Origin of the sequence: Candidatus Poriferisodalis sp., assembly GCF_965204195.1 — a bacterium.
Classification (GTDB): Bacteria; Actinomycetota; Acidimicrobiia; order Acidimicrobiales; family Poriferisodalaceae; genus Poriferisodalis.
Genome location: NZ_OZ241975.1, coordinates 548,795 through 561,759, shown reverse-complemented (window position 1 = coordinate 561,759; position 12,965 = coordinate 548,795). Strand labels below are relative to the sequence as shown.

General features: G+C 60.9%; 15 protein-coding genes and 1 pseudogene. 8 read left to right on the top strand and 8 right to left on the bottom strand.

Annotation, left to right across the window (positions count from 1 at the left end; translation table 11 throughout):
- The first annotated feature begins 72 nt into the window (after positions 1-72).
- The 3 genes from ACOGI8_RS02480 (at position 73) to ACOGI8_RS02470 (ending at position 2,016) form a co-directional block, all read left to right on the top strand.
- Positions 73-765 (top strand): hypothetical protein, encoded by a 693-nt coding sequence (locus ACOGI8_RS02480; protein ID WP_419855313.1) that lies wholly within the window; start codon positions 73-75, stop codon positions 763-765.
- On the top strand, positions 762-1,202 hold the full coding sequence (locus tag ACOGI8_RS02475) for a hypothetical protein (protein WP_419855312.1): 441 nt from the start codon (positions 762-764) through the stop codon (positions 1,200-1,202). The genes ACOGI8_RS02480 and ACOGI8_RS02475 overlap by 4 nt, the downstream gene beginning before the upstream one ends.
- Positions 1,203-1,440: 238 nt before the next feature.
- The gene (locus tag ACOGI8_RS02470; RefSeq protein WP_419855311.1) at positions 1,441-2,016 is read left to right on the top strand and encodes an RDD family protein; all 576 of its coding nucleotides are present in this window, start codon (positions 1,441-1,443) and stop codon (positions 2,014-2,016) included.
- Between the two features lie 5 nt (positions 2,017-2,021).
- Here ACOGI8_RS02470 and ACOGI8_RS02465 read toward each other — a convergent pair whose 3' ends face one another.
- Positions 2,022-2,195, bottom strand: a complete 174-nt coding sequence (locus ACOGI8_RS02465; RefSeq protein ID WP_419855310.1) for a hypothetical protein — start codon at positions 2,193-2,195, stop codon at positions 2,022-2,024.
- Between the two features lie 144 nt (positions 2,196-2,339).
- Here ACOGI8_RS02465 and ACOGI8_RS02460 point away from each other — a divergent pair, with 144 nt between their 5' ends.
- Together ACOGI8_RS02460 and ACOGI8_RS02455 are read left to right on the top strand one after the other, a co-directional pair.
- Positions 2,340-2,660: a hypothetical protein gene (locus ACOGI8_RS02460; RefSeq protein ID WP_419855309.1), complete on the top strand. Its 321-nt coding sequence runs from the start codon at positions 2,340-2,342 to the stop codon at positions 2,658-2,660.
- Positions 2,661-2,668: 8 nt separating this feature from the next.
- Complete coding sequence (locus ACOGI8_RS02455) at positions 2,669-3,286, top strand: hypothetical protein (protein ID WP_419855308.1); 618 nt, start codon at positions 2,669-2,671, stop codon at positions 3,284-3,286.
- Positions 3,287-3,373: 87 nt separating this feature from the next.
- Here the strand turns inward: ACOGI8_RS02455 and ACOGI8_RS02450 are convergent, their stop codons facing one another.
- Entirely contained in the window at positions 3,374-4,087 is a 714-nt protein-coding gene (locus ACOGI8_RS02450; protein ID WP_419855307.1) for a phosphotransferase, read from the bottom strand.
- A 53-nt stretch (positions 4,088-4,140) separates the two neighbouring features.
- The gene (locus ACOGI8_RS02445) at positions 4,141-4,326 is read right to left on the bottom strand and encodes a hypothetical protein (protein WP_419855306.1); all 186 of its coding nucleotides are present in this window, start codon (positions 4,324-4,326) and stop codon (positions 4,141-4,143) included.
- A gap of 206 nt (positions 4,327-4,532) precedes the next feature.
- Here ACOGI8_RS02445 and ACOGI8_RS02440 point away from each other — a divergent pair, with 206 nt between their 5' ends.
- A complete protein-coding gene (locus tag ACOGI8_RS02440; protein ID WP_419855305.1) occupies positions 4,533-4,838 on the top strand; it encodes a hypothetical protein in 306 nt (101 codons plus the stop codon).
- The gene (locus ACOGI8_RS02435) at positions 4,835-5,071 is read left to right on the top strand and encodes an Arc family DNA-binding protein (RefSeq protein ID WP_419855304.1); all 237 of its coding nucleotides are present in this window, start codon (positions 4,835-4,837) and stop codon (positions 5,069-5,071) included. The genes ACOGI8_RS02440 and ACOGI8_RS02435 overlap by 4 nt, the downstream gene beginning before the upstream one ends.
- 59 nt (positions 5,072-5,130) lie before the next feature.
- On the opposite strand, the pseudogene ACOGI8_RS02430 reads toward ACOGI8_RS02435, so the two are convergent.
- Positions 5,131-5,466, bottom strand: a pseudogene (locus tag ACOGI8_RS02430) (phosphotransferase); the annotation flags it as partial.
- 107 nt (positions 5,467-5,573) lie between these two features.
- Here ACOGI8_RS02430 and ACOGI8_RS02425 point away from each other — a divergent pair.
- Entirely contained in the window at positions 5,574-5,729 is a 156-nt protein-coding gene (locus ACOGI8_RS02425; RefSeq protein WP_419855303.1) for a hypothetical protein, read from the top strand.
- 277 nt (positions 5,730-6,006) lie between these two features.
- Here ACOGI8_RS02425 and ACOGI8_RS02420 read toward each other — a convergent pair whose 3' ends face one another.
- The 4 genes from ACOGI8_RS02420 to ACOGI8_RS02405 all read right to left on the bottom strand — a co-directional run bounded on the left by ACOGI8_RS02420 (position 6,007) and on the right by ACOGI8_RS02405 (position 12,959).
- Complete coding sequence (locus tag ACOGI8_RS02420) at positions 6,007-6,990, bottom strand: ComEC/Rec2 family competence protein (RefSeq protein ID WP_419855302.1); 984 nt, start codon at positions 6,988-6,990, stop codon at positions 6,007-6,009.
- A gap of 56 nt (positions 6,991-7,046) precedes the next feature.
- The gene (locus ACOGI8_RS02415) at positions 7,047-7,751 is read right to left on the bottom strand and encodes a hypothetical protein (protein ID WP_419855301.1); all 705 of its coding nucleotides are present in this window, start codon (positions 7,749-7,751) and stop codon (positions 7,047-7,049) included.
- Positions 7,752-8,419: 668 nt separating this feature from the next.
- Complete coding sequence (locus tag ACOGI8_RS02410; RefSeq protein ID WP_419855300.1) at positions 8,420-8,839, bottom strand: hypothetical protein; 420 nt, start codon at positions 8,837-8,839, stop codon at positions 8,420-8,422.
- A 481-nt stretch (positions 8,840-9,320) separates the two neighbouring features.
- Complete coding sequence (locus ACOGI8_RS02405) at positions 9,321-12,959, bottom strand: DUF4062 domain-containing protein (protein WP_419855299.1); 3,639 nt, start codon at positions 12,957-12,959, stop codon at positions 9,321-9,323.
- Positions 12,960-12,965: the final 6 nt, after the last annotated feature.

Below are 12,965 nucleotides of genomic sequence, written 5' to 3'. Positions count from 1 at the left end.
GCGACGTCGCCGATCTCGACAGACTCAGTGATGCGGTCAACGCCTGGAGTGGGCTCTCGTTACGCTTCGAGCATGGAGCAGCTCAAGTTGGAACTTGATGCTGAACTGATTCGATTCCTCAACAAGCGCGCCCACGAACTTCACAGCACACCCGATGTCCTGGTCTCATCCGTGCTCACTCATTGGCTTCGGACCGCGCACGAGCAGGAGGCCCTCGGTTCGGACGAGACCGTCCAAGAGCGCATCTCCAGGATCGCCGAGCACTACGTGGACGAGAGCCGCACGATTCTCGAAGACGACCCTGATCTCGGCCTAGATTTAGCCGAACCGCCGTCAAGCGCTGCTGATACCGCGCTCCAGGAACAGACCCCGCCGCGCGGCTCAAGCGATGAAAGACCACCTGCTCAGATGAGCGAGGCGGCGATGAGGCAGGCATTCGCCGAGATCGCTGAGAACTACGAGGAGATCAGCCGTGAAATCCTCGGCGACGATCCTCCTCTCTCAGCGGATCTCTTCCCTGGACACCTCTTCATTGCCTACCGATTCTCGATTCCCGAGAAGCCTCAGAGTGAGAACTGGACATCAACGCTGATGGAGCGCATTGAGCGCATCCTCGCTCGGCGACCGAAGAAGCGTCTTGCTGAGACAAGCCAGCCCACCATGCATATGTGGCTTCCCATGGGCGAGCGGATCGACGGGCCGACCCTCCTTGTTGTGGAACCGGACCCCGTGCGCTCGCGACTGTCCGCTGCCACTGATCAGTGATCCTCGTCGACGACGGGCTCGCGGTGAGAGCCTTGGCGGGCGAGGAAAGTGCCTATGGGCAGGACGAGGTCCCGTCGGTGGCATGGGGCTTCTATGTGAGATTGCTGACTGTGCTGCGTAGGAACAACCGTCGGCGTAGCGAGATCACGCGGCCAGGCAAGATCACCCGGCTGGTCACTGACGAGGTCATCCGTTACGCATCGACGCCACCGCCCGAAGTACTTCAGGTAGTCGACCCACGGCCGTACGCATCTCTGGCGGTGGACTTGTTGCGTCGCCATGGCACCGGCATCAACAGGCTCGCTGCCGACTTCCTCGGCGCCGCAATTCACCACCAGACGCCGCTGCATGTCATCGAAGGCAACGTCGGCAGGAACTGGCAGGCGCTCTGCGACACAGAAGGTGTGGAACTGTGCATCATCCCCACCAACGAATAGCTCGCATGCACAGCCACCGGCGCGAACTGCCACACGGCGTGCGCGAGGTCCCACATCGGCGACGCCACGAAGATCGCGTCCCAGTCGATGAACGCCACCGAGGCGAGCTCGCCTGCGCCCAGCCGCCAGCACCCACCCCTCGACCGAGATGAGCACCATGGAGCCGTCAGGCTCGGTACTGAGATATCAGGGAGCGCCACCGGCATCCTCGCGCTAGTCGAGGGCTACCGTTGCCGAGATGCCGACGCGCAGCCGTTTCGGTCCGCAACAGCCCGAGATCACACTCCGCTCAGGTGAGAATGTGCCGCTCGTCAGGCTCAAGGAACGGGCTGCAGCACGCGTAATCGACATGGTGCCCGCCGGACTCGTGCTGGTGCTCGCGACTGGGCTGATGGGGTACTTGGCGTACGCCAGTCTCGTCACCGGTGACGAATACGAGCCATACGGGTGGCTGCTTGCGCCGCTGGCCATGGTGTTCGGGGCGCTGTTCTTGACCGCTGCGTGCGAGACTTGGGCAACATCGGCGACTGGGCAGACACGAGGAAAGCGCCTGAAGGGGATACACGTCGTGCGCTTGCGCGACGGCCGCAAACCAGGAGTGGCGGCGTCGTTCGTCCGCGCTGCAATGCCTGCTTCGGCAAGTCTGCTCGGGCTGATACTCATCTGGAGGGCCAGCCCGCTGATAGCGACGCTCGTTGCAGTCGCCGTCTATTGCCTGACGTATCTCTCGGCGATCTGGGATCGACACGGGCGCGCCTGGCACGACAGGTTGTCCCAGACCGCCCTCACCACTCACGTCACGATCCGCCGCTAACGCGATCAGCTGGCGTCAGAGCCCGCTTCGCCGCCGATGTGACACCAGGCCTGACTCCGGATGATCTGACCCGGTGCGAGTTGCTCACTGGCGACGTTGCCGTTGCCATTCTGGATGAAGTGCAGGTTTTCTTTGAGCCGCTGCTTGGAAGCACCGCTCAGTCGCCGCTGCGTTGCCATGCCCCGAACCTAACGCCCGTTCGCGTACGACACATACGTGATTTGAGCTGCTGACCTGCACATATGGCGCGTCGCCTACGAGCAGTGCTCGCGCTGCAATACTGCGCGCAACGGCACCGACCGTGCCTCGAGGGGGTTCTGCAAATGGACAGCACCGTTGTCGAGCTAGACCTCAACGCACAACCCGGCGAGTGCCTCTACATCTTCGACGGGCTGACCGGACTCCCTGCACGAGCACTGTTCCTTGACAAGCCCATGGTCAAGTCCGGCGAACTGACCCCCGATGCAAAGGTGATCCTCACTACACCGCAAGAGCAGCGCTTCCCAGTGATGGTGACCGCTCTGCGCCGCACGGTCACCGACGAGTCAGTTCCTGAGCCGTTTAAGGGTCGGCAGGTGATCGAGATGCTGTTCCGCGCGTTCGGGCCTGCCGATACGAAGCCGGACATTGCCGCGACGGCATAAACCCGTCAGTGTCCAAGAACCGCGCATGCTGCGCTAACGGACAGCGTCACAGCTTCTTCAAGTCCCGCCGTTACGCCTACAAGTCGTCGCCCCAAGTCGGCATCCACAGTGGAGGAACCACCGAAGCCATCACCTACCGAGTGCTCCGCATACCGCGTCAGGTACAACGCCCAAGCTGGCCCGACGATGACTGGGCTCTGGATGAGTGGTTAGATCTCCTGCAACGTGAACCGCTTCAAGTCCCCGGTCAACTCGAAATCGAATACCCACCGCCTGAAGACCTCGCGGAGATCTGGGAACGATTTGACACCGATGTACCTGACCCTCCAGAACCAGACTTCGAGCCGATGTTCGAGCCGGACCTGCCTGAGCCTCCACCACCGCCCGATCTACCTTCGCCCGACGACGGCTTCGAGGTGCTGTGCCTCGGGGGGCACTGGGTTAGGCCCTACGAAAGCAGTGCTGTGGTTTGGGAGTTTCGCTCCCCGCGGGCTGCTGACGACATGGTTCGCCGACTCAACGCTTGGATGCCCGTACACCGGGACAAGTGGCTCGGCGCTGGTGCGCTGATCTTGCTCGCTGCTGCGTGTACTGAAGCAGTGATGGCCGTAGTGGCAGGCACCTAAGTGCATTGGTGAGCTGCTGCAAACGTGCCTCAGCCGTAGAAGCACGGGGCGACTTCCGGACACGGGGCTCGATAGTTATTCCGGTCGTTACAGCCGTCGGCGGGCGGCGTGGTCGATGAGCAGGCAGAGCTGTCCGGTAGCGATCACCTCGGCCACCATGTCGGCGAGCTCATCGGCCCGCCCGGCGCCCAGCCCGTAGCCGCCCACCAACGCCGCTATGCGCGCCGACCGATCAGGCGCGCTGGGCCAGCGGTCCAACCATCGATCCGCATCGCCGCACACCGGCGCGAACTGCCACACGGCGTGCGCGAGGTCCCACATCGGCGACGCCACGAAGATCGCGTCCCAGTCGATGAACGCCACTGCCCGCCCGCCGGCGAACACCGTGTTGCGCGCAGCGATGTCGCCGTGGCACACCACCTGTCCGGGCCCCACCGCCTGGGGGCCCTCGGCGAAGCCCGAGCCCGCAGCGAACCCCGCGACGCAGTCGTGATAGGACCCCAGCAGCTCCCCCACCGACGCCAGCTCGCCTGTGCCCAGCTGCCAGCACTCGGCATCGGCCGGCACCCACCCCTCGACCCAGCTGAGCACCATCGACCCGTCAGGCTCGGTACCGAGGTACCGGGGAGCGCCGCCGAAGCCGGCCTCCTCGAGATGGACGAGCAACTCCCGCACCGACGCCGACGACTCGGTCGCAGGACGCCGCACCGTGTCACCGACCCTGACGAACTCAGTGACACGACCGGCCAGCGCCTCCGGTTCGGGCGTGGTGTCTGGGTTAGGGCCGGGACTGTCCTGCATCGGTGAGGACGCTAACGAGCGAACTCACGCCAAAGAAGCCGGCGCCGCTGCGTTCAGAAGCCCGCTTGTATGCAGCCAGCCCGAAGGAACGTGTCCTTCTCGCGCTCCAGGTCGGCCCTGGCAGTCTCGGCATCGCTGTCGGGGCTGACGACACCTTCTTGGGCGTCGACAAGTTCCGAGCGGCGTTCGATTCTTCGGCGTCGAGCCGTCGTGCCGCCGATGACCTCCCTCCGAGCCATGTGGCCCAGCGTATGACAGCCGGACACGCTGTTGCGCGGGGCGACGTCACCGAGGCACAGCGCCTGCCCCGACCCCACCGTCGGGGAGCCCTCGGCGAAGCCCGAGCCCGCAGCAAACCGCGCGACGCTGGACCGAGGCGTCGACGTCAATTGGCCGAGCCTCTATCTGCGCCCACTCTGTATTCGGTTGTAATACAATCATCTCTGTGGAGAGCCCGTTCGACCTGGATCTCCTCGACGACGATGACCCATTCGAAATCACCGACCAGCTGCCGCACCTGTTCAAGCACAGCGCGCTCGGCGTACCCGACATCATCGACGTCTGGCAAAGCGACCCGCTCTTCTACCCTGCAACCCCGCCGGCGCACTGGCTCATGGTCTCCGAAGTCAGCGGAGTCGTGCTCGTGGTCCCCCTCGCACCATCGGACTCGGGCGACCCGACGCGGTGCCGACCGATCGGTTGCTATGAGGCACCTTCGCAACTCGTCTCCCTATACATGGAGGACCGATGAGCGCTGAGCGCATGACCCCCGCCGAGGAATTCGAGTTCTACGGCCAACCAGAAAACCTGCGTCCCCAAGGACCAGCGCAACGACGCACACCGAGGCTGTCTGATCCGATTGCCGTGCGCTTCCCGCCGAGTGTGCTCGAACAGATCAGAGCAGTCGCCGCAGCCGAGGATCGCTCAGTGTCATCCTGGGTTCGACGCGCAGTGAACGAGGCCCTGCCGGCGCCCAGCCCGTAGCCGCCCACCAACGCCGCTATGCGCGCCGACCGATCAGGCGCGCCGGGCCAGCCCTCCAACCACCGATCCGCATCGCCGCACACCGGCGCGAACTGCCACACGGCGTGCGCGAGGTCCCACATCGGCGACGCCACGAAGATCCCGTCCCAATCGATGAACGCCACCGCCCGCCCGCCGGCGAACACCGTGTTGCGCGCAGCGATGTCGCCGTGGCACACCACCTGTCCCGGCCCCACCGCCTGGGGGCCCTCAGCGAAGCCCGAGCCCGGGGCGAACCGCGCGACGCAGTCGTGATAGGACCCCAGCAGCTCCCCCACCGAGGCCAGCTCGCCTGTGCCCAGCCGCCAGCACTCGGCATCGGCGGGCACCCACCCCTCGACCCAGCTGAGCACCATCGACCCGTCAGGCTCGGTACCGAGATACCGGGGGGCGCCGCCGAAGCCGGCCTCCTCGAGATGGACGAGCAGCTGCTGTACCGACGCTGATGATCTGCTGCCGGCAGGTGGATCTGCTCCTAGCGAACTACAGGAACGACATTGCCCACGGGCGCACGGGCGGCATCGACGCGAGATACCCGGCCAACGTCCAACGCATGGTCAACCAGCTGATCCGCGCCAAGTACTTCCGGCCCGAACAAATTGATGAACCCAACGACTGACTCCCTCCTACTACTTCTCGGCTTGGCAACCGACACCCCCGACCGCCTGATTCTCGACCGTCATATCAGCGAGTTGAGGGCCATAGACTGCGAGCTGGCTCTAGAACTCGGCCCGGCAAAGAGTCGCGTTGTCCAAATGAATTCATGGCGCCAATTTCCGTGAGCAACACTGATTGGCAAACGCCAAAATCACCGTGTCTTCGCGTCACCGTAGCTTCAGGAACCGGGGCAGCCTAGACCTAACTGCGGCACTTCGGCCACCATTAGATTCCCTTTGTCAAATCGAATCTATGGGCCCAACATACCAGGCTTGGTAGCGACTGCTCCACGTAGACAACGAATTTTTCGACTTGGCAAATGTTTCGTTCGTCACATACAATGTCATTGGCGAGGTACCTGCATCTACGACCATGCAATTCGCTTGATTGTTAGTGACTATTGGAAGTCCACGTCGAGACCATGCATCGTATGCAAGATGCTCGGAGCGTGCGTTGCCAAAAAAGGTGAGGGTTGGTTGCAGAATGTCCAAGAAGTCGTACGATCGCCCGGAATCACGACCATGGTGAGGAGCAATCAGCAAGTCGACATTTGTGACCGAGTCTTCGTGTCTCTCCAAGATGTGCTCCCATGTGGCGTCATGCGAGTCACCACCGAACACTATCTTGTTATTTGCTGTTCGATATAGCAACACATACGAGCAGTCGTTGTAGTCACTAGCGCTCTCATTCGCGGAGTTCACCAGCTCCTCCGTTGGCGCCAAAATATGAAGCCCGTCATGCCATCGGCCATCTTCCGCTTCGTTCCAGTATTTCCCTTTGTCACCCGAGAGGTTCACCAACCGCTTCGGATTCGCAGTCGGTTTCGTGTCCCGGAGGTTCTTGTAAAACTTCCAATCTGCTTCATCGTATGGGGAGCCTTGCCACGATGAGGAATCCATTTCCTTATTGTTGTCTGTATCCCAAAAGTTCAGCGGAGAAAAGGCATCGAACAGATGCCGTATGCCGTCCATATGATCCATATCTGGGTGAGTTTGTATATATCTGAAGATGCCATCAACATCATGATTTCGCATGTAGTCAACGGGATTCACGGGGTGTTTTTTCTGCCCGAAGTTGCCTAGCGTGCCGCGTTGACTTGTCAAGCCGCTCAAGGCCTGATCTACGCCGCCCGTATCAGGTGGTTCTGCGTTGCATACATCGATCACTGTAATGCGTTCAGAATTGTGCCGTATTACGGAGCAGTCACCCTCTTTGACGTTCAAGAAGTGTATTGTGGCCATAGCTCCCTCCCAATTGGTGTAATGAACAGACTGTGCAGTTAGTGGCCTTCTTGCGACAAGGCGGCGAAAAAACTCTCTGCATACCGGTCGGCATAACGCAGCACATATGAGCTTCTCCGAATAGCTGCCGCTACTGCCAATACCGCAACAATCGATGCGAGCACCGGCCATAGCAGATGGACGTCCTCTACTACATACAGAATCCAAGTTGTGCAACACGATCCAAAGCCTGTAGTCAGCCAAACCCAATGGAGCGCGGCAAGATTCCGGACGAAACCGTAGTCTTCATTATGTTTCACTAAGAGGCCATTGCCGGGTGATGATCGGAATCGATGGCGCAGAGCACGAACGGCGTCATCGATGGTGTGATCTAGTTCCGCTGGATCGGATGAGCTAACTACGGCTTGGATGTCGAGATTTACCGTACCTCGGATCAACCGATAATAGTTGTTTCGTTGTTGGGACGAGAGGCGTGGTCCATCGGGTCGGAGCCACTGATGTGTCGGCAGATCGTACGGCCAGTTACGGAATAGTTTTCGTTCGTAGTTCGTACCCGCTATCGCGGAAAAATACATCAAGCCGGTGCCACACACGACGGCCCAGCCGCCTTCTAGCAAAATCACCGCATACCAGTCCAAGAACTCGACACCGATAGCCGCCAAGGCGATGGCAGCTGGTGAGGTCGCCAGCAGTGCCGGGAGGAGTCTGGCCTTGACCTCATACCGGTCGTTCAGTGCTAGCAATGTCGTTCCTTCCGCATTGGAGGGGCACCGGGCATCTCGGAATTCTCGCTACGGATCGGCAATACGTGAGTTACGCCACTGAGCGGGTCAACAGTCCCAGTTCGCTCACGTCGACCTCGGTCAGCTCAGAACGGCCCGCCGCATCAGCTTTCGTCGGATGAACGGAAGACGGTGCCTCGGTCCTTCCCAGGCGCCCGAGGGTCTCTGCCTCGATCCTCCACGAGATCGTCAGCGCAGCGGGGCGATGCAAGCTACGGACCTGCGCGGCCCGCCGTAGGTCTGCCCTCCTCCCACCGCTTCGCGGCCTCTCTTGTGGTTCGGTTGCCGACCTGTTCGACGCGACCTGACCCATATTGACGCCGGAGCTCAGACTCGCGCCGCTTGAGGTCGTTCGTGATCCCTGAGTGCTTGATCCGTCCGTTAGTGCTGATGAACCGATACTTGTAGGTGTCCCGAGGTGTACCCATTCCTACTCCTAATCACAATGGTGTAGTTCTCTGGAAGACGCGAGGCTACCGACCGCGCGGCCGCGTCATCACGGTGACTTCCGCCTAGGTGTGGTCTCGCGGGGGTTGCGTGCGCGTGATGCGGGCCGGCGATGAGCTTCACTGTCCCCTAAGCATCCTTGGTGAGCGACGACAGCGCGGGCGAGTGCAGCAGTTGCTGAGTTACTCGCAAGCTGGCGGCAGGGTCGCGGTGCGCAGCAACACTGGCTCATGGAAATAGCTCCGGCAGCCTGTCTTTAGTTCCTCGAGCCTTGCCGCTGCCGCGTCGCGACTGCTGACCCAGGCTTGCAGGGTCCCATCGCTCATCACTTGCTCACAGGCTTCTGACTCGATCACCCGCTCAGCGGCCGCGATTTGGTCGTAGAGCCCGAGAATGGTGCGCGTGTAGCCGGCGGCGACCGCTGCGTGGTCCTGCCGAACAGCACTCAGCATGTCAGTCTCTATGTTGGATCGCTCAACAGATAGGTGGTTCTGTATGACGAGATTCGCTCCCGTGGTGATCTCGCGGCAGCGAGCAAGGTCCATCTCACGGGCCTGACGAGCTATCTCCTCCGCCTGCGCTGAGCCCTCTGCGTCTCTCATCGGCGACTCATCAGCAGCTCGCTGCTCTGCCTCTTCGCCGTCGACGCGTGACCCCGCGTGCGGTGCCTCCGCTTCGGGCGCTTGCTTCCCGGCGACTTCGTCATCTCTTGGTGGAGACTCAATCTGCGGGGCCGTAGGCGGCGCTGCGCTCTCAGCTGCGGTGCCGACGCCGTCAGAAGATGACGCCGCCAGCGTGGACCGAGTGCTCGCTGCGGATGGGCCACCGGTTCCTTTACCCTCCGGCCCAATCCCAATCTGTGCCTCCGTCGCAGCCCCTTCACTTGAGGGGCCACTCGAAATACTGCTCACAGCGGCCTCAACTGGATCCGCTGTTGGAGTTGCCTGCGGAGCAGCGGACAGCCCGCAAGCCGATATCAGCGCCGCCGCCTGCACCAAGATTGAGATTGCGTTCCGCCATCGCGGCGCTGACAGGGATCCCTGACTTGGGATCAGGCCAGCTGGATCCACAATTGAGTCCTCGTCAGCGTGCATCCACGAGAATCTGAGAGACGATCTGCCTATCGTCGGCATCCACTTGCGAAAACAGCTCCTCGATGCCCCGGACAACCTCTGATTCGGAGCGCCCTGGGTCGCTAGCACGAAGGAGATTACGGACGGCGCTCTCTAATGGGTCGGGACCATCACCGAGAGCCAGCACGTTCGAAGCTTGGCGCCCGGCATCGAGCAGTCGTGGCACGGCCTCGGGATCGTTAACGCACGAAATCGTAGAAGCAACGATATCTCCGATACTATTCACTCGTTCGGACTCGTCTTTAGCAACGCCTCTACCAATGCAAGCCGAATAGAGAAGCGCACACATTCTCTCGGTGTGAGATGACTCCGCGTGTGTTTTGATCCTGATCAGGTACCAGCCTAGTGTGTTGATCTCGTCTTGCTGCCATTGGATGGGCCTCTGCAGCAGGATAGCGAGCGCCTCATCCGAGCCATCGTCGTCTTGAGCAGTCTTGACTAGTTCAGCTACAGAAATCGGAACGTCAGCGGCGCGAGCTCGTAGTAGTTGAATTTGAAGTTGTCGAATAGTCGGGAGCCAAGACCAATCTGACTTCGTCGCCAGTACCTCGTATAGGGCCCAAGTACCAAAGGCTGGGATTCCTTGGCTTCGTGCAAGCCGACGAAGGGCCAGATCATCGCACCACAGAGGGACTTGGCGTTCAAGTGCGAGCCGAATGGATGCATCCCACGGCCGAAACTCATCGTTCCCCTCGTAGTCAGCGGGCCGGATCCTACTGCTCGTGACAATTTGCCAGCGTTCCATTCGGTCAACAAGTGCACTTGCTCGATCTCTAATCGCACGGCGCTCATCGTCACTGAATTCGTGCAAGATAGCTTGCCCTGTGCCGAGATCATGAACAAGTGTGCCTATCGCTTCTCGGCGTGAGAAATCGAATGCCAAGCGAGCATCGTATATCAACTCATCCGGAATGAGAACACGTACAAATGCACCGGATACTCGGGAGACATCGAACTCTGCCAATACGCCGAGAACCGCAATGCTCGTGTCAGCGACTACATGGCCTCGAAGTGCTTCACTTGCGACTCGGCATTCTTGGAGTCTTTCTTCCCAGTTGACTGGTATTGACGTAATGTCGTTAGCGGCGCGCGAGAGCAGTATGTCTGCGTATGGTGCATCGTATGCACTGAGCAGTAAACCATACGGTACCTCGCCGTACCTGACCCGCTGCCGTGCCTCATGCTGGTAGGTCGCTCTATTGCGTGCGGCTTGACGCATGGCTGTAATGAACTCTTCCTCGGTATCAGACGAATCTCGCTGCAGTAGAGAGCTGTCGGGATAACGCGTCACGAATTCGTCGCGCAACTCGACAAAACGTCGTTGCTGTTTGCCGTCAAGTTCCAGGCTCTCTCCCTGCATCTGTATCGCCATCAGAGCAATACCCACCACTTGCTCCGAGTCACGGAACTGCTCACCGAGGTCAAGCACACTGTCTACGTCTTGTCGGACCATGTCGGCTGTGTTCGCTACAACAATTGAGAGCGCAGCCTCCTGTTCATCAGCCGGTATCAGACTGTGTGCAGTTATATAGGCCCACGCTTGTCTGTTGAGAACCTGATGGTGCATCGCATAAACGACTGCCCAATGAGCCTCGGTGTCGTCTGGGGACTCATCCACCCAAGCCAATGCACGAGCTTCCATGGTCCGCCAGTCTTCGTGTCGTTGCGCAATGTGCACCAACAGACGTTGCGCACGGTGTTTGTGCGACCCTCTTGGGAGCGCCGCGGATGCCTCTTGTGCAAGTTCCTCGGCTCTGTCAAGTTGTCCTTGATCCAGGTGAATTTCTGCCGCGGTGATCCGGAGCGATACAGCGCCGAGGTGTTCGGCGGCATCCATGAGTGTTGCCGCCGCTTCCTCTGGGTGTCCTGTCGCAAACTGCGCTCGCGCGAACTGGTCGGCATGCAACGCGGAATCAAAGCAGTACGGGGCCAGCTCGCGAAGCACGATGTCATGGTCTCCGCGCATGGATGCTGCAAGGGCCCGCAAGAATGCCGTTTCCTCTGCAGGAAGGGCCGCGGCCCGTTCCTCGTCTGTTTGGCCGCAGAAGGCCAACCCGAGCAGCGCCCGCCTGAGGGCTTCCTCGTCACGAGCCTGATCGACGGCCTGGCGCATTCTGGCGGGCGCAGTTCGATCGCCCACGGCTTGTGCTTGCATGGCACGGATGTAGGCCGCATCAGGCTCCTCGATAGTCCGAAGGTCCAAGGTGTCGATTCGCTCGGGTTGCCCCAGCATGAGCCAGGCTTGTACCAGCAGCACTTGAACATCTGAAAACTCGGACTCCCGCACTAGAGCGCTGCCATCAGGCCCCGTAGCTCCGATCTCGATCGCGCGCTGGGGGTCACCCAAGGCAAGACATGCCTTCATCGCCAGGGCGACCGCTCTATGCGACGGTCCCTGCCAAGCTCGCAACAGGTCACGGGCCTGCAGCGACTCGTCGATTACCTCGACGAAGAGAGCATTACTGGCAGCGACATCGACCCCCGTTTGGTCAGCTAGGAGTGCGGTCATGAGTGCCTGGTGGAACACCAGCGATCCGCGACCAAGGAAGCGTCCGTTAGCGCTTCGGAGCATCTCGCGGCCAGCGTCGAACTGCTCAAGCTGAACATAGGCCCACATCAAGACAACAACGCAATGCAGCGCTTCGTCTTCGTCGTCGGACTCATGCAGTCCAGATTCCGACACCAGTTCGACCACCTCGCCTGGACTACTGTCAATGACCGCCCGCATCACCGGTGTTAAGGGATGGTCCTGCGGCATGGAGGCAACGAATTCCTCGGCCGCTGCAGCGTCACCGTCTTCCATGGCGGCACCCGCCAAGTGCGCCAGATGCACAACTGAGCTAGGCGAACCGAGGTCGATTGCTCGTTGCCGCGCACTCGCAGCTCCGTCTAGTCCATAAGCATCGAGGAAGTCGGCCAGCACCTCCCAAGCAGCGAAGCCTGCTTCGCGCAACCACTCAGGCGGCTCCGCAACCATGCGGGCAAGCGCTCCGGCTTGCCTAGCGGATGGCGCGGACAGCAGCTCCGTCAGCTTCGACGCGGTCGCAGGGCTCGTTGCCCGAAGGTGTTCGATCCGATTGCCGCAATTGGAAGGCAGTCCAGCCGTCGGTTCCGATGTCGTGTTTGCCACCAGTGATGCCGAGAAACGATGCAGCGCACGAACGACCTCGCGCAAGACTTCTCGCGCGGTTGAGAAACCAGTGCGAAAGCTCCCACTCTCGAAGTCGCTGACCTCTGCAATGAACTTTGCTTGGCGCTCTTCGACCTCGGAAGCATCGACCTCCTCCTTGAAGACCAAGATCGGCTTTCCAAGCTCCCTTGCGCGTTCCCACTCCTGGTGCGTGGGCGACTTCCCCGACGATTCGTCCCCATAGCGCCTGCCAAGAAGGAGAACGAATACGTCACAGTCAGCGACGGCCTCAAGGCACGCCTCTTGGGGGGTCGCTACCAACGACGGCTCGGTGATCTCCATTACGACTGGTTCGTGCCCGAGTGCCTCGATGGCCTCCTTCGCCGCCCGGCGGTACTCGCGGAATTCACCGCGCGCCACAGAGGACACGAACACCCGCCACCGTGTCGGTTCCGCCATTGGTAG